19 protein-coding genes and 1 tRNA gene are annotated in these 20,443 nt (G+C 65.8%); 13 read left to right on the top strand and 7 right to left on the bottom strand.

Features of this window, described 5'->3' with window-relative positions:
- Positions 1 to 27 precede the first annotated feature (27 nt).
- Positions 28 to 1,014, top strand: a complete 987-nt coding sequence (locus CXY91_RS15100; protein WP_100962164.1) for an MBL fold metallo-hydrolase — start codon at positions 28 to 30, stop codon at positions 1,012 to 1,014.
- A gap of 18 nt (positions 1,015 to 1,032) precedes the next feature.
- On the top strand, positions 1,033 to 2,127 hold the full coding sequence (locus CXY91_RS15095) for an aldo/keto reductase (protein ID WP_100962163.1): 1,095 nt from the start codon (positions 1,033 to 1,035) through the stop codon (positions 2,125 to 2,127).
- 43 nt (positions 2,128 to 2,170) lie between these two features.
- Here the strand turns inward: CXY91_RS15095 and CXY91_RS15090 are convergent, their stop codons facing one another.
- The gene (locus tag CXY91_RS15090; RefSeq protein ID WP_100962162.1) at positions 2,171 to 2,530 is read right to left on the bottom strand and encodes a hypothetical protein; all 360 of its coding nucleotides are present in this window, start codon (positions 2,528 to 2,530) and stop codon (positions 2,171 to 2,173) included.
- A 21-nt stretch (positions 2,531 to 2,551) separates the two neighbouring features.
- Positions 2,552 to 3,784, bottom strand: coding sequence for an MFS transporter (locus tag CXY91_RS15085; RefSeq protein ID WP_248307500.1), 1,233 nt, complete (start codon positions 3,782 to 3,784; stop codon positions 2,552 to 2,554).
- A 287-nt stretch (positions 3,785 to 4,071) separates the two neighbouring features.
- On the opposite strand from CXY91_RS15085, the gene CXY91_RS15080 reads away from it, so the two are divergent.
- Complete coding sequence (locus CXY91_RS15080) at positions 4,072 to 4,974, top strand: AraC family transcriptional regulator (protein WP_248307514.1); 903 nt, start codon at positions 4,072 to 4,074, stop codon at positions 4,972 to 4,974.
- Between the two features lie 19 nt (positions 4,975 to 4,993).
- Here CXY91_RS15080 and CXY91_RS15075 read toward each other — a convergent pair whose 3' ends face one another.
- Positions 4,994 to 5,254 carry an NAD-dependent epimerase/dehydratase family protein gene (locus tag CXY91_RS15075; protein WP_158673430.1) on the bottom strand — a complete coding sequence of 87 codons (261 nt, stop codon included), beginning with the start codon at positions 5,252 to 5,254 and terminating at the stop codon, positions 4,994 to 4,996.
- A gap of 364 nt (positions 5,255 to 5,618) precedes the next feature.
- Between CXY91_RS15075 and CXY91_RS15070 the strand changes: the two genes are divergently transcribed.
- The 5 genes from CXY91_RS15070 to CXY91_RS15050 all read left to right on the top strand — a co-directional run bounded on the left by CXY91_RS15070 (position 5,619) and on the right by CXY91_RS15050 (position 12,757).
- Positions 5,619 to 6,533, top strand: coding sequence for an SDR family oxidoreductase (locus CXY91_RS15070; RefSeq protein ID WP_100962159.1), 915 nt, complete (start codon positions 5,619 to 5,621; stop codon positions 6,531 to 6,533).
- Positions 6,534 to 6,586: 53 nt separating this feature from the next.
- A complete protein-coding gene (locus CXY91_RS15065) occupies positions 6,587 to 7,636 on the top strand; it encodes a patatin-like phospholipase family protein (protein ID WP_158673429.1) in 1,050 nt (349 codons plus the stop codon).
- 392 nt (positions 7,637 to 8,028) lie between these two features.
- Complete coding sequence (locus CXY91_RS15060) at positions 8,029 to 9,624, top strand: hypothetical protein (RefSeq protein ID WP_100962157.1); 1,596 nt, start codon at positions 8,029 to 8,031, stop codon at positions 9,622 to 9,624.
- A gap of 63 nt (positions 9,625 to 9,687) precedes the next feature.
- A complete protein-coding gene (locus tag CXY91_RS15055; protein ID WP_100962156.1) occupies positions 9,688 to 11,481 on the top strand; it encodes a type I secretion system permease/ATPase in 1,794 nt (597 codons plus the stop codon).
- Complete coding sequence (locus CXY91_RS15050; RefSeq protein WP_100962155.1) at positions 11,456 to 12,757, top strand: HlyD family type I secretion periplasmic adaptor subunit; 1,302 nt, start codon at positions 11,456 to 11,458, stop codon at positions 12,755 to 12,757. The genes CXY91_RS15055 and CXY91_RS15050 overlap by 26 nt, the downstream gene beginning before the upstream one ends.
- A gap of 36 nt (positions 12,758 to 12,793) precedes the next feature.
- Here CXY91_RS15050 and CXY91_RS30225 read toward each other — a convergent pair whose 3' ends face one another.
- On the bottom strand, positions 12,794 to 12,988 hold the full coding sequence (locus CXY91_RS30225) for a hypothetical protein (RefSeq protein ID WP_158673428.1): 195 nt from the start codon (positions 12,986 to 12,988) through the stop codon (positions 12,794 to 12,796).
- Positions 12,989 to 13,411: 423 nt separating this feature from the next.
- Positions 13,412 to 13,501 (bottom strand) — tRNA-Ser (locus CXY91_RS15045).
- A 343-nt stretch (positions 13,502 to 13,844) separates the two neighbouring features.
- Here CXY91_RS15045 and CXY91_RS15040 point away from each other — a divergent pair.
- The 3 genes from CXY91_RS15040 to CXY91_RS15030 all read left to right on the top strand — a co-directional run bounded on the left by CXY91_RS15040 (position 13,845) and on the right by CXY91_RS15030 (position 15,733).
- Entirely contained in the window at positions 13,845 to 14,555 is a 711-nt protein-coding gene (locus tag CXY91_RS15040; protein WP_100962154.1) for a 50S ribosomal protein L21, read from the top strand.
- 99 nt (positions 14,556 to 14,654) lie between these two features.
- Positions 14,655 to 14,921 carry a 50S ribosomal protein L27 gene (rpmA, locus tag CXY91_RS15035; RefSeq protein WP_091842353.1) on the top strand — a complete coding sequence of 89 codons (267 nt, stop codon included), beginning with the start codon at positions 14,655 to 14,657 and terminating at the stop codon, positions 14,919 to 14,921.
- A gap of 155 nt (positions 14,922 to 15,076) precedes the next feature.
- Complete coding sequence (locus CXY91_RS15030) at positions 15,077 to 15,733, top strand: GNAT family N-acetyltransferase (RefSeq protein ID WP_100962153.1); 657 nt, start codon at positions 15,077 to 15,079, stop codon at positions 15,731 to 15,733.
- A gap of 42 nt (positions 15,734 to 15,775) precedes the next feature.
- Here the strand turns inward: CXY91_RS15030 and CXY91_RS15025 are convergent, their stop codons facing one another.
- Positions 15,776 to 16,927: an extracellular catalytic domain type 1 short-chain-length polyhydroxyalkanoate depolymerase gene (locus tag CXY91_RS15025; protein ID WP_100962351.1), complete on the bottom strand. Its 1,152-nt coding sequence runs from the start codon at positions 16,925 to 16,927 to the stop codon at positions 15,776 to 15,778.
- A 171-nt stretch (positions 16,928 to 17,098) separates the two neighbouring features.
- On the opposite strand from CXY91_RS15025, the gene obgE reads away from it, so the two are divergent.
- Positions 17,099 to 18,142 carry a GTPase ObgE gene (obgE, locus tag CXY91_RS15020; protein ID WP_100962152.1) on the top strand — a complete coding sequence of 348 codons (1,044 nt, stop codon included), beginning with the start codon at positions 17,099 to 17,101 and terminating at the stop codon, positions 18,140 to 18,142.
- A gap of 81 nt (positions 18,143 to 18,223) precedes the next feature.
- Positions 18,224 to 18,808, top strand: coding sequence for an invasion associated locus B family protein (locus CXY91_RS15015; protein WP_100962151.1), 585 nt, complete (start codon positions 18,224 to 18,226; stop codon positions 18,806 to 18,808).
- A gap of 42 nt (positions 18,809 to 18,850) precedes the next feature.
- On the opposite strand, the gene CXY91_RS15010 is transcribed toward CXY91_RS15015, so the two are convergent.
- The gene (locus tag CXY91_RS15010; RefSeq protein WP_465246865.1) at positions 18,851 to 20,386 is read right to left on the bottom strand and encodes an MFS transporter; all 1,536 of its coding nucleotides are present in this window, start codon (positions 20,384 to 20,386) and stop codon (positions 18,851 to 18,853) included.
- Positions 20,387 to 20,443: the final 57 nt, after the last annotated feature.

Below are 20,443 nucleotides of genomic sequence, written 5' to 3'. Positions count from 1 at the left end.
ATCGACCGATCCGACCGCGAGGGAACCATGACGAGCATCACCTTGAACCGCCGCAAGATCGTCTTGTCCGCAGTCCTCGGCGCTACCGGGCTGGCTCCCGGAGGAAGTGCCGGAGAGGCCCGTGCTCAGGCGCCGCAACCACCGAGCGGCAACGCCGGACACTATCGCTTCCGGATCGGCGAGATCGGCGCGACAGTGCTTAGCGACGGCCTGATCGGGGGTCCACCGCGCATCTATGCCAGCGATGCGCCCGAGCAGGAGCTGCAGGAGGTGCTGAAGCGCGCCTTCCTGCCGACAGACCATTTGATGCTGAATCTCAACACGCTGCTAATCGAGGTCGGCGGCCGGCGCGTGCTCCTGGAGGCGGGTGCGGGCCAGACGATGGGCCCCAATGGAGGACGGATATTCGCCCGCCTGGCCGAGATCGGTTTGAGCGCGCACGACATCGATGTCGTCGTCGTCTCGCACACGCATCCCGACCATGTCGGCAATCTCAGGGCCGCCGATGGGCTGCCAGCATTCCCGCGCGCCACGATCTTCGCGCCGAAGCCGGATTGGGACTTCTTTGTCCGCGGGGAGCCCGACTTGTCCTACATGCCGGTCCCGGAGGATTTCCGCCGGCGCTTCGCCGCGGCGATCAAGCGTAGTGTCGAGCCGATCGCCAACGGGGTCGAACTCTACCAGCCGGGGGCTGAGATCGTGCCCGGGCTGACAACGATCGCGGCTGCGGGACACACCCCGGGCATGGTCTCGTTCCTCGTCCACTCGGGACGTGAGCAGCTGCTGCTGACGGCCGATCTCGCCTACCACCCCATCGTCAACGTCGACAGGCCGTGGCGGCCGGGCCCCGACCGCGACAAGGACGCCGCGCTCGGCGCGCGCCGGCGCATCTTCGACCGCGCTGCGGCCGACCGGATACCGGTTCTCGGCTTCCACTATCCGTTCCCGGGCCTCGGCCATCTGCTGCGGACGGACAGCGGCTACGCCTGGGTGCCCGCAGGCTGGCAATTCTGAACAGAAAGGAGACGAGACATGACCCGCAGGCCGACAGATCTCGACCGCCGCGGCTTTCTCGGGGCCGTCAGCGGCGCGACCGCCGCGCTGGGGTGCCCGCGACTCGCACAAGCCCAGACGAACAGTCCGCCGCTTTCCGGCGCCATGACCGGAGCGATGAGCGGACAACCCATCACGCGTCGGATCGCGCGCACAGGACAGAACCTGACTGCGCTCGGGCTCGGTACATTCCTGACCTTCGATCTCATGCCGGGCGCGCCGCGCGAGCGCATCAGGGAGGTGTTCCGGCTCTATGTCGCAGGTGGCGGTCGGGTGGTCGATACCTCGCCCCTCTACGGTTCGGCCGAGGCCAGCGTCGGCGCCTTCCTCGCGGAAACGCCGGCTGAAACGGAGGTTTTCCTCGCCAACAAGATCTGGGCGACGGGCGAATATCTCGGCGATGTCGGTGCAGCCACCGCCAGCCTCGAGCAGTCCAAGCTGCGCACGTGGCGCTCGCCGATCGACCTCATGCAATGCCACAGCATCGTCAACGCGCCGGTGATCGTCCCGATGATGCAGGCGTGGAAGAAGGAGGGCCAAATCCGGCATTTGGGGGTCACACACCATGAGACCGCCGCCCATGAGCAATTGATCCACATCGTCGAGAAGGGCGATGTGGACTTTGTCCAGACGAATTATTCGATCTTCGACCGCAATGCCGAGAAGCGTCTGCTTCCGTCAGCGGCCGACCGCGGGGTCGGCGTGCTGGTGAACCTTCCGCTCGAAAAGGCACGACTGCTGAAGGTGGTGGAAGGCCATCGTCTGCCCGGTTTCGCGAGCGAGTTCGGCGCAACGAGCTGGGCTCAATTCTTCCTCAAATGGGCCATGGCCCATCCGGCCGTGACCAGCGTGCTCTGCGGAACCTCGAACCCCGACCACATCATCGACAATCTCATGGCGATGCGCGGCCCCCTGCCGGACGCCACGATGCGCCGCCGCATGGTCGCGCATATGGAGACGATTCCCGGCTTCGGGACGATCGCCAACATGCCTTGGTACCCGGGCAAGGAGAGGCAGTATCAAGGCCTGATCCGCACCGCCCAGAGACGGGCGCGCGATCGACTGAGAGAGTAGGCGCACGCCTTCCCAATCAATGCGCCGAGCCTCCGCCCGAGCCTCAGGACATCAGCACCGACGCGACCAGAAGCGCCGCGAAGACCGCCGCGTTGAGCTTCGGCTCCCAGTACTCCATGAAAACGAAGGTAATCGCCAACCATCCCGCGGCGGCCGTCAGGCACAGCACCACGGCCATGCGCTCTCCCATGAAACCCGGCTGCCGCCAGGCCAGCCACAGGCAAAGCAGCCCGAACACCACCTGCCCGAACGCGAAGGATGTGTTGAGACCATAGTAGATCGATGTCGCCAGCCCGGGCGCCCGCGCGCCGCGCAGATATTGCGCGACGACGTCGACGATGAAGTGCAGCAGGCCAGTGACCACGAGCCAGCCGAAAGTGCCGTAAACGAGATAGGTGCGCATTCGCGTTTTCCCGGAGCCGGATCAGAAGTGGGACGCGTCGCCGGTCACAGCCCCGCGCAGTCGGGCGGCGACGCGCCGGTTCGCGGTCAGCAGCGCGAGGCCGGTCAGCAGGCTCGCCGCAGGAATGATCAGCAGGCCGATGCCCAGGCCGTTCGCAAGCCCGGCTGCCGTTGCTGTATCGCTGACGACACCGACCAGCAGCGGACCGAGAGCCGGACCGAGCAGGCCGGAGCCGATCATGACCAGGCTCGTCGCCATGGCCTCCCTACCCTCTCCGGCGACCAGATGCGCGGCTCCGAAGCCCCATGGCAGCATGAAGGCGAAGGAGAACATGCTCGGTACCAGCAGCAGAATCGACACCCATCCGACCGGAACGAACAACGCCGCCGTCATCGGAATGCTCGCGAGCAGGAAGATGATCGCGGGCGGACCGAGAACGCGGCCGGTACCGGTGCGGACGGCGCGGTCGAAGAAGCGGCCGCCGAGCAAGGTCCCGGCAATGCCCATCAGGCCCTGCAGCAGGCCGAAAGCCAACCCGGCTTCGCTGGCGGTGAAGCCGTGAGTGCGGATCAGGAATGGCGCCACGAAGACATAGAACGGTGCCGCTGCGAAGCTGGCGACGACGGCGCCGGCGAAGAGCCAGCGAAACCCGGGAGAAGACAACAGGGCGAAGCTTGTCCGCAGGAAAGGCTCCTTCGAGATCGCCTCGGTCTTACGCGGCGGCGTCGGCCCGGGCACGGCTAGCGCCATCGCTCCGATCGCTAAGCCGATGATGCCCGCGCCGATGAGCACCATGCGCCAGCCCAGCGCATCGCCGAGCGCGCCGCCCGCCGCGAAACCCACCATGGTGCCGAGCGGAATGCCCATGGCGAACAGGCCGATCGCCAGCCCCCGCCGCTCGGGCCGGATCCGGCGGGCGATGATCGCATGGGCGGCAGGCATCGCGCCCGCTTCGCCGAAGGCCACCCCGAACCGTGTCAGAGCCAGGAGCAGGAAGCTCGAGGCCAGCCCACCGAGCGCCGTCATCGCGCTCCACAAAAAAATGCACGAAACCAGCACGAAGCGCGGCGAGCCGCGGTCGGCGGCGCGTGCGAGCGGAAGCGAGAGCAGCGTGTAGCAGACAGCGAAGGCGACCCCGGTCAGTAGTCCGATCTGAGTATCGTTGAGCGACAACTCCGCCTTGATCGACTCCGCCATGATATAGGGCAAAATCCTGTCGACCTGAGACAGTGCGCTGACAAGGAAGAACGTCAACAACAACGCTCCGGCACGCCAGCCTTCTACATTGCCGGCACCGTATCTCTGGGCCGCATCCGGCAAGAGTTCCAAACTGTCCCTCGACGTGGTCGCCGATTCCGCCATGATTTTTGCGCCTTTCGCCTGCATGAGACGAGGCAAGCTAGAATGGGGATCGGGCGACCAGAATGTCTGAAATCGTAATAAATCTGCCTGTTCCTACAGATGGGCGGCGGGTGACCAGCGAGTTCGTGGAACCGCTGGCTCCTCTGCCGGAGGCGCCGGCGACCGCGCCGCTGCTCGCCATGGTCAACGCCTATATCGAGGCGCAGGGCGGCGGCCAGGGTCTGTTTCCGACGGGTATCGAAAGCGTGAGCATCGTCCGCTCATTCCAGCAGATGATGCCGATGCGCCGGATCTACAGGCCCTCGCTCTGCCTCGTCCTGGCGGGCGCGAAGCAGATCCTCTTCGGCGACGCCATGCTGGACTATCGCGCCATGGAGTATCTGGTGGTCAGCATCGAGTTGCCGGGCACCGGCCGGATCATCGAGGCGGGACCGGACAGGCCTTTCGTCGGCGTCACCATCGATCTCGATGTGGCGATGCTGCGAGACGTGTTGGCCCAGCTCGACCCTCTACCCCGCCCCGCTTCCGGCTCGGGACCTTGCGTTTTCGTGGGCCAGGTCGACGTGGCGCTCGCGGACTGCGTGCAGCGACTGATCCGGATCTCCCAGACGCCCGGTGCGATCCCCGTCCTCTACCCATCGGTGATGCGAGAGATCTGCTACCTGCTGCTGAGCGGGCCGCATGGCGGCGAGCTGTGCAACCTCACTCTGCCGGAATCGAGCAGCGAGCGCATTGCGAGGGCGATCCGGATTCTGCGCGAGGATTTCGCCAAGACGGTGCGGATCGAAACGCTCGCGGAGGCGGCGCGCATGAGCCAGTCCTCCTTCCATCAGCACTTCAAGTCGCTGACCGCGATGACCCCGCTCCAGTTCCAGAAGCAGCTGCGGCTTCTCGAGGCGCGGCGCCTGATGGTGGCGGATGCCGCGAGCGTCGCACAGGCGGCCTACCAGGTCGGCTATGAGAGCCCGTCCCAGTTCAGCCGGGAGTATTCCCGCACCTTCGGCGTCGCGCCGAAACGGGACGCGATGAATCAGGCCCGCCTCTATGCCACCTATGCCAGCCGCAAGATGCCAGCGGCTTAGCGGATCGCTGCGCCCGGCTTCACATCACATCCAGCTCGGCGGCCTGACAGACAGTTCTGACGACGGGCTGGAAACCGAGCCGCCTGGCGAGCGAGACGTCCATATGAAGGCGCCAGGGGGACGCCAACGGCTCCGTGACAGGCGCCATAAACGCCCCGGCCAGTTCCACCAGCTCGTGAAGCGATGTCGGCGCGTCGTCGCCGATATTGACGATGCGGCCGTCGAGCGCGGCGGAGAGAGCGAGCCTCGTCGCCGTGCCGATATCGACATGGTGCACCATGCTCATCCGTTGGGCGGGATGGAGCCGGGCCTCCGCCAGCAAGGGGCAGCGGCGATCGCCCTCCCTCCCCATGGACGAAGCCGAACCGCAGGATCGACCTGACCGGACCGAGCCGGCCATCTGCGGGCTTCGATTGCAGGATCAGGCATATTTTTTGGGAGTTGAGGCATAGCCGCTCGAGCCGCCTCCCAGGCATTCTCCCGGCCTCGAAGCTAGGGGCGATCGTCGTCGATAGGCGCAAGAGCCAGCGCAATCCGTCTCTTCGCCTGCGCGTAGGGTTCGTCGGCAAAAGGCGACCTCGCTCGCCGGCAGGACCGGACGAGAGCCCGCGGTTTCGGCCCAACCTCAAGGATCGGTATTGCTTATGAGCCAGTGGACCACCGCCGACATTCCATCGCAGCGCGGCCGGACGGCCGTCGTCACCGGCACCGGTGGACTGGGTTATGAAGACGCGCTCGCGCTTGCTGGTGCCGGTGCGGACGTGATCATCGCTGGCCGCAATCCCGCCAAGGGCGCGGATGCGGTCACGGCGATCAGGGCGGCCGTGCCCGATGCGAAAGTCCGATTTGCGGAGCTCGATCTTGCTAGTCTCGGCTCGGTCGCCGCTTTTGCGGCGCGCCTGGCCGACGAGCACGACGGCCTCGACCTTCTGATCAACAATGCCGGAATCATGCAGCCGCCGCAGCGGCGCGTTTCGGCGGATGGCTTCGAGCTGCAGTTCGCCACCAATTATCTCGGGCACTTCGCACTCTCCGCGCACCTGCTTCCCCTGCTCAGGCGGAGGCAGCTGCCACGTGTCGTCACGCTCGGCAGTGTCGCCGCGCGCCGCGGCGCCATCGACTTCGACGACCTGCAGGCGGCGCGCGCCTACCGGTCGATGCCGGTCTACGCGCAGTCGAAACTCGCCTGCATCATCTTCGCCCTGGAGTTCAGCCGCCGCAGCCGGGCCGCTGCTTGGGGCGTCCAGAGCCTGGCGGCGCATCCGGGGATCACGCGCACGGATCTGATCCCCAACCAGGCCGGCCGGTGGAGCATCGCTGGACTGGCGCGCCGCCACCTTTCCTTCCTGTTCCAGCCGGCGTGGCAGGGAGCGCTGCCGACGCTCTACGCGGCGACGGCGCCGTCGGCGAGAGACGGCGGCTATTACGGTCCCGACAGGCTCGGCGGGACGCGCGGCTTTCCGACGGAGGAGACGCCGCCCCAGCAGGCGACCGACAGCACCGCCGCTGCGCGGCTCTGGGCGCTGTCTGAAGAAATGGTGGGAATGGCATTCGCGTGACGCGAAGCGCAGCACCCACGCCCCGCCGCCGGGCAAAGCTGGCCGCCCTGTGCTTGGCGTTGCTGCTGTCGGGCTGCGCCGACGCTGGCCTCGTCGTCGACGCCAGCGGAGCCATGCTGACCACTGGCCGAGTAGACGGCTCCTCCGCGGTTGCTCCAAATTTGCCGCGACGCGCCGGTTCCCCCCGCCACATTCTCGTTCTGACGAGCGGCGGGGCGGACGGGGCGTTTGGGGCCGGGGTCATCACGGCCTGGACGGCCAGCGGCCGGCGCCCGCAATTCGATATCGTCTCCGGCACGTCGACCGGCGCTTTGCAGGCCACGGCAGCGTTCCTGGGCCCGGATTATGACGCACTGCTGGAACGCATATACACCTCCACGCGGACCCGCGACATTTTCCGCTCCAACGGGGTCAAAACGTTGCTGGGAACGGGTCTCTACGATCCCGCGCCCTTGCGCCGCCTGTTGGACGAGGTGATCGACGAAACCACACTCGACGCCGTCGCGGCGGCGCATGCGGCGGGTCGGCGCCTCTATGTCACGACCACCGATATGACGGCCGGCCGCTCGGTTCTTTGGGACATGGGTGTGATCGCCTCGGGTCAGGGCGATCGCAAAAGCGCCTTTCTCGGCGTCCTCGTCGCTTCGGCCGCCGTCCCGGGGCTGGTCGAACCGGTGTATGTGCGCGACCAGGAAGGCAAGCTCGCCGTCCATAGCGACGGCGGCGTCAAGACGCCGGTTCCGCTTGAGGCCTTCATGCTCAAGGCACGCAGGACTGTCGCGACGCATGTCTGGGTCATCGCCAACGGACATGTCAGTCGCGACGCCGCGCTGCGGAGCGAAGCGCGGCACATGCTCGGTCTGGCGCGACGCGGCATCACCCAGCTCATCCGGCAGCTGGTGTACACCTCCGTTCAGGACGCCGAAGCGAAAGCCAGGCGAGCCGGCGCCCGCTTCCACCTCGTCGCGCTGCCGACGAGCGTGCCGGAAGCCGTAGACCCACTCGACTTCAGGCCTGACGAATTGCGAGGCCTTTATGAGACCGGAAGAGCAACAGGGCAGCTCCGGTTCGGCTCCGTGGCCGACGAGGCTGCGCATCAGTAGTGCTTTCTCACCGCCGAAGTGTGCCACATCAGGACATTGGAGCCTGACCAATGCTGCAGGTCTTCTTGTTGCACGCCTCGGCTCTGGCAGGCTTGCCATGCGGCTCGCGGTCGACCGTCGTACCGCTGCGGCTACCCTTCGACCCGTAGGCGAAGGGCGCCAAGGCATGCGGTGACCTCCTGATAGGGAGCGTCGCAGGGCTGCTATTACCCAGTTCGGCAATCAGTTTGCTGCCGAACCACTTGGCTTATCATCTTCGATATCTAGCAGCCTACATGAGTTCTCAATCGATTGTTTACCCATAAATAGTGCGGATCGGAACTGAAATTGTGCCTATGCGTACCGATCGAACTGGCTGGAGGAGGATCAAGGACCGACCGCAGGAGGTAATCATGATGATGGTTTCGAACGATCTACTGGGAATGCGTAGCATCGAAGCCATAGCCGGCTCCGAATCACTTTTTACACAACCAGGTGGACTTTCGGCTGATGCGCTCACCGCTCAGCTCGCCTCGCTGATCCCGCTGGATCTTCTGAGCGCCCAGGGCAGCCCGGATGAGGCACAGCCCGCCATCAGCGCCTCTTCGCAAGTCGCAGACCTGATCAATTCCGTCAGCTCAGCAGCGTTGCTCACGGCTAGCGAAGGCAGCAGCCAGACTGTGGCCTCACCCGGTGCTCTCGTCGAGGCGCTCGGCCATAGCCTCACCGACCTTGGCCATGACACCAACCAGACGCTGGTTGCAGATGTCACCAAGCTACCGGGCGAGGTGAGCGGCCTCAACGAGACGACCGGCAATGTTGCTGACGCCATCAACAATCTGGGTTCTGCTACAATTTATGCTGGCCAGTTCGTCGATGACGTGACTGAGACGGTGACGGGCGCGGGCGAAAGGCCGCTGATCGACACCGCGAACGAGCTGGTCCTCGATTTCCACCAACTCCTCGAAGGTGCGAGCCACGAGATCGGCTTGACCTATGTCACTCACGCTGTGACGAACCTCGGCGAGACGATCGGCCTCGGCAAAATCGGCACGACCGACAATCTCGTTACCGACGTCGTCAACTTGCCGGGCACCCTGCTCGCTGGTGGCGATGTCCTCGGCGCAGTGACGCATGTCGCTGACCATGTCGGCGATCTCGCCAATGGCGTGGCCGGGCTGATCACCGCGATCCCGCAAGATCTTGGCTCAGATCCGTCGGGTCTCGGCTTGCTCGGATCGGACGGCATCATCGGCGGTAGCGGCCTCGACCTCGACCAGGTCGGGGACCTGCTCAGCCCGGGTGGCGGCGGGGCTCTCGGTGTCGTGGGGGGCCTCGTGGACAATCTGACGACGACCCTCGACTTGGTCGGCTCGAACTCGGACGGCAGCGGCAATCTCGTCACTGACGTCCTGAAGCTCCCCGGCGAGCTTCTCTCGGGGAACGGTACGCCAAGCCTGACCGACGCAGGTCATCAGCTCGACGTGACCTTGACTGCAACCGGGGATCTCGTCGCGAACATCCTTGGCACAACGGAGGGTGGTCTCAGCAATTCCCCGAATGGTCTGACAGGCTCGGTCAGCCAGGCCCTCGACACTTTCGGTGACACCGGTGGAACTGCCATCGGCATTCCGCTCGCCATCGACGGGCTTGTTTCGACGACGCAGGCGCTCGGCCTCGGCGGCGGAACTGCGGACGCCGGCGGGCTTTTGGCCGGCATCAGCCAGACCGTGGAAGGCGCGCTGGCCGATCTCGCCAACGACGCCGCCTCAGCTGGCCTCGGCAGCGCTATCGTCATTCCCTCGCTTGACGGCGCCGGGACCGATGGCCTCGCCGGCTTGCTCACGCCGACGGCGGACGGGGGCGGCGGGCTGCTAGCCACGGTGACGAACGTGATCGAGGCAGATGGATCAGACGGTGGCGTCATCGGCACTGTGACTTCGTTGCTGGACCTCGACAATCACGGTCAGTCGGGCGGCGGGCTCGGCCACGCGCTCGGCCTGATCTGACACTGAGTTGGGCGGCGCATCATCGCGCCGCCCTTCCCGGAAAACGCTAGGTGAAGTTCGCCCATGTCGTCGCCTGCCGCTAAGACGAAGGCCGCGTCCGAACTGAAGGCCGCATTACGCCCGGTGGGCGGAGCGATCGCGAGTGTCGCGATCGCCAGTGGCGTGATCAATCTGCTGATGCTGACAGGCCCGCTCTTCATGCTCCAGGTTTATGACCGCGTTCTACCGAGCCGTAGCGAGGCAACCCTGATCGGCCTAAGCCTGTTCGCCCTCGCCATGTTCCTGTTTCAGAGCCTGTTCGAGGTGCTTCGCAGCCGCATGCTGATCAGGATCGGTCGTCTTTTCGCGGACCGCGTCAGCCCGAAAGCCTTGCATGTCCTGGCCGAAGCGCAGGGCGCCGAGGGGCTCCAGGCGATCCGTGATCTCGATACGATCCGCAGCTTCGCGGGCGGCGGCAGTGCCGCCTTCTTCGATTTGCCCTGGACTCCGCTCTATGTCGCGTTGTGCTTCGCATTTCACCCTGGCCTCGGGGTCGCGGTCCTTGCCGGTGCCGTCCTGCTGAGCTTATTGACCTGGGCAGGCGACCGCCTCACCGCCCGCTCCAGTGAGGAGCTTGCCACCCTGTCGACAGCGCGTGGTCGGCGGACCGAGGAAATGCGCCGCAATGCGCTGATGATCGATGCGCTTGGCATGCGTAGCCGGATGCAGGGGCGGTGGCTCGAGCGGACGCATACTTATCTCGATCGTCAGGATGCGGCCCAGGGTCTCGCGAGCTATCTGAATGCCGCGACGCGGTTGCTGCGCACGGTACTGCAGTCGGCAGTCCTTGCGCTGGGCGCTTGGCTCGTCATCCATCAGGAAGCTTCCGGCGGCATCATGCTGGCGGCAACGATCCTGACCATCCGCGCTCTGTCACCCGTGGAGTTGGCGATCGCGAACTGGCGCGGGTTCGTTGCCGCGCGTCAGTCGTGGTCCCGGCTCGATGCGGCGCTGACGTCTACGCCGAGCCGCCAGGGCCCGACATCGATCGCATTGCCGAAGCGGGAACTATCTGTCGTGGCTGTCAGCGTGGCCATTCCCGCTTCCGAACGAGCCGTGGTCGCCAATGCCAGCTTCGTGTTGCGGGCCGGCAGCGCCCTCGGCATCGTCGGCCCGAGTGGGTCCGGCAAATCGTCCTTGGCTCGCGCCGTTGTGGGTGTCTGGCCCACCGCGCGTGGAGTCATCCGCCTCGACGGTGCCACCTTCGACCAATGGGATCGGGACGTCATCGGCGGGGCGATTGGCTACCTCCCGCAGGATGTGGAGCTGCTCGCGGGAACCGTCGCCGAGAATATTGCACGTTTCGCGATGGATCGGTCGGCCGAGGCGGTTCAGGTCGCAGCAGCTGAAGCAGACGTGCATGAGATGATCCTGCGCCTTCCCGACGGCTATGACACGCAGGTCGGCGAAGGAGGCACCATGCTCTCCGGTGGCCAGCGCCAGCGCATTGGTCTGGCGCGCGCGCTGTTCGGCCGACCTTTCCTTGTCGTGCTCGACGAGCCTAATGCGAGCCTTGACTCGGCAGGCGAGCAGGCGCTGCTGCGGGCCATCGTCGGCATACGGCAACGTGGCGGCATTGCCATTGTCATCGCTCATCATGGGAGCGCTCTCGCCGCCGTCGACCAGCTGATGGTGTTGAATGAAGGGCATGTCCAGCGCCTGGGGCCTCGCGACGAGGTGCTGAAGGCCCTCGCCGCATCGGCGCCGCCCCAGGCTCGCGCTGCCCAAGGCAAGACCATGCGCACCGCTTCGAAGGGGCGGGCGATAGCCGCATCGAGAAGGAGCGCAGCCGATGCCCAGGCCCGGACGCACGCTTGAACGCTCGCTTGCGCTGCATAGCGTTGCGCTTGCCGGAGTGCTCGTCGCGCTGATCGGTGGATTCACCACGCTCAGCGCTGCCATCGATGTCTCCGGAGCAGTCATTGCGAGCGGCAATCTGGTGGTCGAGAGCGAGCTCAAGAGGATCCAGCACCCGAGCGGCGGCGTGGTAAGCGAGATATTGGTGAGCGAAGGCAGCCGCGTCGCCAAAGACGAGGTCCTGCTGCGGCTCGATCCGACAGTTGCCAAGGCGACGCTCAATGCCGTGACCAATGATTTGTGGGAGCTTTCGGCGCGCCGTGCCAGGCTTGAGGCGGAGCGGGACGGGGCAAGCGAACCCGGCTTTACTCCTGCATTGTTGGCTGCCGCATCGGACCCGTCGCTCGCAAGTCTCGTCTCTGGAGAAAAGACGCTTTTCCGCTACCGTACTGAGGCGCTCGCTGGCCAGAAGGCGCAGCTGCGCGAGCGGATCAAGCAGCTTCACGACGAGGGCGCAGGCCTGCAAGGTCAGCAGGAGGCCAAGCGGCTCGAGCTCGACCTGGTCGAGAAGGAACTCACTGGCATCCGCGAGCTTTGGGAGAAGAAGCTCATCCCCTCCACGCGCCTGATGGCACTTGAGCGTGAGCGCGCGCGGCTTGGCGGCGAGGCGGGAAAGCTCGCGGCGATGCTTGCCCAGACCAGGGGCAAGATCTCGGAGACGGAGCTTCAGATCATCGAGATCGACCAGACCGCCCGGACCGATGTCGCCAAGCAGCTCGCCGACATCCGAGCCAAGACGTCCGAACTGACCGAGAAGCGAGCCACCGCGCTCGACCAGAGCGAGCGAGTCGAGATTCGAGCCCCGCAGGCTGGCGTGGTGCTCAGCCTTTCCGTCCATACCCTCGGCGGCGTCATCACGGCAGGCGAACAGTTGATGCAGATCGTGCCGGAGAACGATGCTTTGATCGCTGAAGCCCGGGTGAGGCCGGTCGATGTCAACCAAATCCGCCTGGACCAGCCGGCGAGCTTACGCTTCTCGAATCTGAACCAGCGCACCACGCCGGAGATCGAGGGGCGCGTGATCCGGATCAGTGCCGATGCGGTGAAGGATGAACGCGTCGACGAGCCCTATTTCGTCGTGCGCCTGCGTTTCGATCGCAGCGGAATACCGAGTGACACGGTACTACTGCCAGGCATGCCCGTCGAGGTCTTCATCCGCACCGATCCCCGCTCGCTGGCAAGCTATTTGGTCAAGCCGATGGCCGATCAGATGCGCCGGGCCTTCAGAGAGAAATAGATTTCGGGCCACAGCAGTGTGATGGCTAGTCAGTTTTCATAATACAACTTCAATTTGCGATTCTTTGATAACTTCTCCAAACGCGTCCTGAAGGCCATGTTTGCCGGACTTCTTTGCGTCTGCTTCGGAGAGAAAAAAGATATCGTTGGCCCCTGTCACGGACAGGGAACTTTCACTTGGGTTGGCCGCATGCGGCTTGGCGATCGCTCCGGCGTTGAAGTCTGTTCTCACCGCACCGACTGCAATGCCACCCTCGTACGCATCCTCGGCTGCGCTCCGAAAGTCTCACCGAATCGGAAATTCGCTGCCGCGATGCGCCTTCGACACATCCTCATATCCCGGCGCTCAGTCGATCCCCAGGATGGATTCGGCGCCGGGACAATCAGGCAATCCTTTGAAATAAAGAGGCTTTTCGAGAATGGTCGGAGCTATGGTTCGTTGAGCCTAGGGCTCTCAATGCGAGCCGCCCGGCCCCTCGTCGTAGCCCGCTTAAGGACTGCTCGCGCAAATCCCCGCTCAAACGGTAAAATCAATAGAACTTACGCCGTTAAGCGCAGGTATTTCCCAGCGATTGGGCTCTTGTAGGTGATTTTGCGACTCGCCAACTGAAGCCCAACATATTTGTCAGCAACATCAGCATCTTACGGGATAGAATGGCGGACAGGGAGGGATTTGAACCCCCGATACCCTTGCGGGTATGCCGCATTTCGAGTGCGGTGCATTCAACCACTCTGCCACCTGTCCGCGGTCGCTCTGGTCGAGGCGGGGTGCTTACTACACATTGCATCCCCGCTGCACAAGCCTTTCCGGAGCGATGCGTCCACAACGCCGTCATCGCCTTGAAATCAATCGCTGCCATGCTGCTTTTCCTTGACGGCTCGCCCCTGCGCGACTAGGAAGCCGCGTCCGGCGTGGGGAAACCCGCGCCTGATCTCTTTTGGCTGCCGCCCACCATGCCGCTTCCATGCGGCAGGCGCAGCGGGCCTCGAAGAGCAACCCGACCACGCAACCGACTGCCAAAAAGCCGTCCCGCGTGCGCCCTGCAGGGGCACATGACAGGGCGGGGCTCAACATGGAGAACACTAAGATGTTCGCAGTCATCAAGACCGGCGGCAAGCAGTTCCGCGTCGCCGCCAATGACCGCATCACCGTCGCCAAGATCGAGGGCAACCCGGGCGACACCGTCGCTTTCGGCTCCGTCCTGATGCTGACCGATGGCGAGAAGTCGACGATCGGCGCTCCCTTCCTCGGTGACATCACCGTCGCCGGCGAGATCGTCGAGCAGGCCCGCGGCGAGAAGGTCATCGCCTTCAAGAAGCGCCGCCGCCAGAATTCCAAGCGCAAGCGCGGCTTCCGCGCCGAGCTGACCGTGGTGCGCATCACCGACATCCTCACCGGCGGCAAGAAGCCGGAGATGAAAAAGGGCGAAGCCGCTCCGGTCGCGCTCAAGGCCGGCAGCGAAACCGTCAAGGGCAAGGCTTCGGCCAAGACCGCTTCGGCCAAGCCGGCCAAGGCCAAGGCTGAAGCCAAGGCCGAGGGCCTCGACGCCTCCAACCTCTCGCTGATCTCGGGCGTCGGCCCGACCATCGAGAAGAAGCTGCGCGCCGCCGGCATCACCTCCTGGAACGACATCGCCGCCTGGACCGAGGCCGATATCGCCAAGTGGGACGAAGAGCTCAAGCTGCGTGGCCGCGCCACCCGCGAGGAGTGGGTCGAGCAGGCCAAGGAGCTGCTCGCCGGCAAGCCGCCGCGGGCCAAGGCTGACCAGGCCGAGCTCGCTTCCGGCGAGGACTACTGACCGGCGCTGACAGGCACCGCGCAGCTTCACGCCCGGTCGGGGTGGCTTTTGCCGCCGATTCGGGTTACATGGACTGAAGAGTTTTTGAGGTAGGGCGTTATGGCTCACAAAAAGGCAGGCGGCTCGTCCCGCAACGGTCGCGACTCCGAAAGCAAGCGCCTCGGCGTGAAGCGCTTCGGCGACCAGGCGGTCGTGGCCGGCAACATCATTATTCGTCAGCGCGGCACCAAATGGCACGCCGGCGTGAACGTCGGCATGGGCAAAGACCATACGCTCTTTGCCACGTCGAACGGTCGCGTCCGATTCACGACGAAGCTCGGCCGAGCTTTCGTGAACGTAGTCCCGGCCCAAGAGGCCGCAGAATAAACGGCGGATAGGGAATGTTCTCGATCCGCCGGTTCCATCGAACCGGACGGATCAAGGGAATAAGAGCCCCAAGCGGGTTTCCCGAAGGTCAAGCGAGGGGGAGATGGGACCAAAGCCCAGCTCCCCCTTTCGTTTGCGCCGACGGAGAGACCAAGATGTTCCCCGAATTGACGAGAGACGACGTCTTCCGGCTCGAGACCCGGCGGCTGTGGCTGCGTTGGCCGCGGATCGCCGATGCCACCGCCATCCTGCGCCTCGCCGGCGAGAAGGCCGTGGCCGAGATGACCGCCTCGATTCCGCATCCCTATCCGACCCAGGCAGTCGATCCCTTCATCTTCGCGACGCGCAAGGGCAATGCGCTCGGCGATCATCTCGTGCTGGCGATCACCCCGCGTGAGAAGCCGAACGACCTGATCGGCATGATCGGCGCGCACAAGCAGGCGACCGGACGGCCGTTCATCGGCTACTGGCTCGGCACGCCGCACTGGAACAAGGGCTATGCCACCGAGGCGGTGCAGGCGCTGATCGACACGATGTTCTCGCTGGTCGAGATCGATGCGGTCGAGGCCGACACCCGTGTCATCAACCCGGCCTCGCGCCGGGTGCTGGAGAAGAGCGGCTTCCGGCAGGAGGGTTCCTTCCTGAAGTCACTGCCGGCGCGTGGCGGCCTGTTCCCCTGCGAGCAGTTCCGGCTCGACCGCTCGACCTGGGCGGCGCTGAAGAGCTGGAGCGCGTCCGGCTGGGCGCCGCTGCCGGCGGCCGAACATCAGCAGCAGGCTGACAGCTTCAGCGAGGAGCCCTGCCTCGCTTGAACCCATCGGTCCCGCCCTCCCGGGCGGGGCCGAAATCCGTCTTCACCGCATCAGGCCGGCTGAGCGCAGCGCATCCTCGATGATCTTGCGCACGCCAGCGGCTGCAGGCGGCGTAGCCGGCTGATCGGTCACGCGCGGCGGTTCTGGCTCCGGCCGCGCCGGATCGGCGGCCATGGCAGGCTCGCGCGCCGGGAGCGGAGCGGCCGGTGTTTTCGCGTACGGCTTGGCTTTCTCTGCCTTACCGGCCCGCAGCCCCCAGAACCCGGCGATCCGCTGTGTCGAGGAAATGCCGGCGGCCAGCATATACGGCCCCGGTCGGCCGATTCCGTCGCCGGCGATCGGCGTGCCATGGCCCATTCCGGCAATGCTGTACTCCTCGATCAGGTCGCGTCCGTCGGCGTCCCGCCAGACCCGGCGCCTCTGGCCATCCGCCGATTCGCTCGCGGACGGCTCGGCAGGCAGGTCGTGGACACCGCGCCATTGCGCGACCAGCGCTGCGGCATTGGCAGGGGCGACGGTGCGGTCGGCGCTGCCCTGCCAGATCGAGATCGTCGGCCAGGGCCCATCATGCCGCGAGGCGGAGCGCACCAGATCCTGCAGCCTTTTCTCTCCCGGGAGCCCATGGGCTCGCATGCGGTCGAAGGCTTCGGGAATGGTACCCGCGACGCCATAGGGCAGACCTGCAATGATCGCACCACCGGCGAAGAGCTCGGGATAGGTCGCCAGCATGACGCCGGCCATGGCCCCGCCCGCCGACAGGCCGGTGATGAAGACGCGGCCGCGATCGAGGCCGTAGCGCGTGATCATCGTTTCGATCATCTGGCTGATCGACAGCGCCTCGCCCCTGCCGCGCTGCGTATCGCCCGGCTCGAACCAGTTGAAGCAGAGATTGGCATTGTTGGCGCGCTGCTGCTCGGGAAACAGCAGCGCAAAGCCGTCGCGATCGGCCAGCGTCGACCAGCCGGAGCCAAGATCGTAGCCGGAAGCGGTCTGGGTGCAGCCATGCAGCACCACGACGAGCGGCGCGCCGGCGGGAAGCTCGGGCGGAAGATGGGTTCGGGCAAGCAGCGCGCCGGGGTTGCTGCCGAACTCCGGCAAGGTGCCGAGGCGGCCGGACATATCGGGGCCCGCCCCCGTCCCAAGCTGGGTGCGGTAGGCCGATAGGCGGGCGATCGTGTCGGAGAGCTTTCGCATCGTCATGGCCCTTGCTTCGTCAGCCGCGGAGTGGGGCTGGCGGATGACAACCCCCGAGATGGGCATTCGTTGCTGCACTGCAACATAATTCTGCATGAAGTGCGATTCGGGACGCCCGGAGAGGCGGGCGACGCATTGCTCTCGCGCGCTCATGCGACTACCTACTCCCTCATGAAATTCCTCGACCAAGCCAAGATCTATGTGAAGGCCGGCGACGGCGGCGCCGGTTGCGTCTCGTTCCGGCGCGAGAAGTTCATCGAGTTCGGCGGGCCCAATGGCGGCGATGGCGGGCGCGGCGGCGACGTCGTGGTCGAATGCGTCCAGGGCCTCAACACGCTGATCGACTTCCGCTTCCAGCAGCATTTCAAAGCCAGGATCGGCGAGCACGGCATGGGCAAGGACCGGCACGGCGCCAATGGTCCCCCGATCGTGCTCAAGGTGCCGCCGGGCACCGAGATCCTCGACGAGGACGGCGAGACGCTGATCGCCGACCTGACCGAGCCGGGCCAGCGCTTCGTGCTGTGCAAGGGCGGCAATGGCGGCTTCGGTAACGCCTATTTCAAGACCTCGACCAACCAGGCGCCGCGCCACGCCAATCCCGGCCTGCCAGGCGAGGAACGCTGGGTCTGGCTGCGGCTCAAGCTCATCGCCGATGCCGGCCTCGTCGGCCTGCCCAATGCCGGCAAGTCGACCTTCCTCGCCACGGTGACGGCGGCCAAGCCGAAGATCGCCGACTATCCCTTCACCACGCTGCATCCCGGCCTTGGCGTCGTCCGCGTCGACGCGCGCGAAATGGTGCTCGCCGACATCCCCGGCCTGATCGAAGGCGCACATGAAGGCCATGGCCTCGGCGACCGCTTCCTCGGCCATATCGAGCGCTGCCGCGTGCTCCTGCACCTTGTCGAGGGCACGACCGAACATGCAGGCAAGGCCTACAAGACGGTGCGCAAGGAGCTTGCCGCCTATGGCGCCGACCTCGACGAGAAGCCGGAGATCGTCGCGCTCTCCAAGGTCGACGCCCTGACGCCGGAGGCGCGCAAGGAACAGCTCGCCCGCCTGAAGCGCGCCAGCGGGCGCACGCCGATCGCCCTGTCGGCCGCCTCGGGCGAAGGTGTCGAGGCGGCGTTGCGCGCGGTCTTCGCGGTGGTCGAGGAAGCGCGCGCCCAGGAGGTCAAGGACGAGGCTCCGGCGCAGGAGAGCGGCTGGCATCCTTGACAGCCGTTCACAACCGCGACTTGCGCGGCCGTCACTCCTAGTCTTGAAGTCGGCGATTGCCCGCTTTGGACCATTCCAGCCATGCCGAGACGACAGACTGCCCTCGCCTTCTCCGCCGCTCTCCTCTCCGGCGCGGCTTTCGCACAGCAGGCGCCGGCGCAACGCCCCGCCCAGCAGCGCCCGGTCCAGGCGCAGGCGACTCCGACACCCGGCGCCATCTCCCAGCCCGACAACACCGCCGCGACCTATGGCGACTGGATCCTGCGCTGCCAGCAGAGTGTTGCAGCCCGCGTCTGCGAGATCGTCCAGACCCTGGAACAGCAGGGGCAGCGCGGCCCGATCGCTCTGGTCGCCATCGGCCGGCCGGTCAAGAGCGAGCCTATCAAGCTGGTGATCCAGGTGCCTCCGAACCTTGCACTCGGCGACAAGGTCAGCGTGCGCGTGGTCGTCGCCGAGAAGGACGAGGCGCTCGCCGTCTTCCAGCGCTGCCTGCCCGGTGGCTGCTTCGCCGAGGCGACACTGAGCGACGACGCCTTCAAGCGCTGGCGCGGCCTCAGCGAGGCCGGCCAGATGCGCTATCTCGACGCCGGCAAGCGCGAGGTCACGCTGCCGCTCTCCTTCCGCGGCTTCCCGGCCGCGGCCGAGGCGCTGCTGCGCGAGCCCTGATCCAGCCGTCAGGCTCGGGATTGCCCCAAGCTGTCGCCTCGCTCAATGCGCCGCCGACGGCTTTGCGTCACGCAAGGTCGTCAGCGCCACCGCGATGCAGAAGACCATGCCGGCGATCGCGATCAGCGCGACCGCGTGGAAGCCTGTCATGAAGGCCTCGCGCGCCGCCTGCAGCAGATGAGCCGACTGGTCCGGCGCCAGCTGCTCGGCCGCCGCCAGAGCCCCGCCGAGCGTCGAGCGCGCCGGCGCCAGCGTGGCGCTGTCGACACCCGTGACCGAAAGCCCCGCCATGCTCTGGCGATAAAGTGCCGCCCCCAGGCTGCCGAACACGGCGACGCCGAGCGCACCGCCCAATTCGATGCTGGTCTCGGACATGGCCGAGGCCGCCCCTGCCCGCTCCTGCGGCGCCGAACCGACCACGATCCCGGTCGTCAGCGCGATCACCGGCGTAAAGCCGATCGAGAACAGGATCGATGAGGCGACGATCTGGACGAGGTTCGGCGCGAGGGCGAGCCAGGCGAAGCCGAGGCCAGAGAGCACCATGCCGCCCGCCATCAGCGTCGCGGGCTTGAAGCGCACCGACAGCGGTGTCACCGCGAACGAAGCGAGCGTGAAGGCGACTGCCGAAGGCAGCGACCAGATGCCGGCTTCCAGCGGCGTCAGCCCGGCGACCAGCTGCAGATACTGCGCCATGAAGATGAAGCTGCCGAACATCACCATGATGCCGGCGAGGTTGATCGCCAGCGCCGCGCGGAAGGCGGCAATCCCGAACAAGGCGAGATCGACCATCGGATCGGCGAGGCGCGTCTGCCGGCGGGCGAACACCACGCCGAACACCAGCCCTGCGACGATGCTGGCGACAGCAGACCCCGACAGCCCGAACTCGGCCAAATGCTTGATCCCGTAGATCACCGGCAGGATCGCCGCCAGCGAGAGCAGCGCGCTGACGAGGTCGAGTCGCCCTGCCTGCGGCGCCTTGTATTCCGGCAGCAGGATCGGCCCGATCACCAGCAGGATCAGCATCGGCGGCACCGCGATCAGGAAGACCGATCCCCACCAGAAATACTCGATCAGCGCACCGCCGATCAGCGGGCCGATCACGGCGCCGGCCGAGAAGCTGGCGATCCACATCGAGATCGCGAAGGTGCGCTCGGTCTCGTCCTCGAACATCACAGCGATCAGCGACAGCGTCGAGGGCGCCAGCGTCGCCCCTGCGATGCCGAGCAGCGCCCGCATCACGATCAGCATCTCGGTGCTGCTCGAGAAGGCGGCGACCGTTGAAGCCAGGCCGAAGGCCGCCGCGCCGATCAGCAGGAGCTTGCGTCTGCCGATCCGGTCACCGAGCGTGCCCATGGTCATCAGGAAGCCGGCGACCATGAAGCCGTAGATGTCGATGATCCAGAGCAGTTCGCCCGCTGTCGGCTTGAGTTCGCGTGTCAGCGTCGGAACCGCCAGGTTCAGCACCGTCAGGTCCATCGAATAGATCATGCAGGGGAAGGCGATCGCGATCAGGCCCAGCCATTCGCGGCGGGTGGCCTTGCGCGCCGGAACGGCGGCGGTCGTCATGGTCGTCACAATCAGATCTCGTCAGTTTTTTGAGCAGCGACACTGCCAGCAGAATGTGGCGGCTCCTGT

This window comes from Allobosea sp. FBZP-16 (assembly GCF_002831785.1).
In the GTDB taxonomy this organism is placed as follows: Bacteria; Pseudomonadota; Alphaproteobacteria; order Rhizobiales; family Beijerinckiaceae; genus Allobosea; species Allobosea lupini.
The sequence above is the reverse complement of the archived record's forward strand: the minus strand, read 5'-3'. Positions and strand labels throughout refer to the sequence as shown.

Excerpts from the sequence above, each read along its gene's own strand:
- CXY91_RS15100 (WP_100962164.1), top strand. The coding sequence starts at position 28 with ATGACGAGCATCACCTTGAACCGCCGCAAGATCGTCTTGTCCGCAGTC.
- CXY91_RS15095 (WP_100962163.1), top strand. The coding sequence starts at position 1,033 with ATGACCCGCAGGCCGACAGATCTCGACCGCCGCGGCTTTCTCGGGGCC.
- CXY91_RS15090 (WP_100962162.1), bottom strand. The coding sequence starts at position 2,530 with ATGCGCACCTATCTCGTTTACGGCACTTTCGGCTGGCTCGTGGTCACT.
- CXY91_RS15080 (WP_248307514.1), top strand. The coding sequence starts at position 4,072 with ATGGTCAACGCCTATATCGAGGCGCAGGGCGGCGGCCAGGGTCTGTTT.
- CXY91_RS15075 (WP_158673430.1), bottom strand. The coding sequence starts at position 5,254 with ATGGTGCACCATGTCGATATCGGCACGGCGACGAGGCTCGCTCTCTCC.
- CXY91_RS15070 (WP_100962159.1), top strand. The coding sequence starts at position 5,619 with ATGAGCCAGTGGACCACCGCCGACATTCCATCGCAGCGCGGCCGGACG.
- CXY91_RS15060 (WP_100962157.1), top strand. The coding sequence starts at position 8,029 with ATGATGATGGTTTCGAACGATCTACTGGGAATGCGTAGCATCGAAGCC.
- CXY91_RS15055 (WP_100962156.1), top strand. The coding sequence starts at position 9,688 with ATGTCGTCGCCTGCCGCTAAGACGAAGGCCGCGTCCGAACTGAAGGCC.
- CXY91_RS15050 (WP_100962155.1), top strand. The coding sequence starts at position 11,456 with ATGCCCAGGCCCGGACGCACGCTTGAACGCTCGCTTGCGCTGCATAGC.
- CXY91_RS15040 (WP_100962154.1), top strand. The coding sequence starts at position 13,845 with ATGTTCGCAGTCATCAAGACCGGCGGCAAGCAGTTCCGCGTCGCCGCC.
- rpmA (WP_091842353.1), top strand. The coding sequence starts at position 14,655 with ATGGCTCACAAAAAGGCAGGCGGCTCGTCCCGCAACGGTCGCGACTCC.
- CXY91_RS15030 (WP_100962153.1), top strand. The coding sequence starts at position 15,077 with ATGTTCCCCGAATTGACGAGAGACGACGTCTTCCGGCTCGAGACCCGG.
- CXY91_RS15025 (WP_100962351.1), bottom strand. The coding sequence starts at position 16,927 with ATGCGAAAGCTCTCCGACACGATCGCCCGCCTATCGGCCTACCGCACC.
- obgE (WP_100962152.1), top strand. The coding sequence starts at position 17,099 with ATGAAATTCCTCGACCAAGCCAAGATCTATGTGAAGGCCGGCGACGGC.
- CXY91_RS15015 (WP_100962151.1), top strand. The coding sequence starts at position 18,224 with ATGCCGAGACGACAGACTGCCCTCGCCTTCTCCGCCGCTCTCCTCTCC.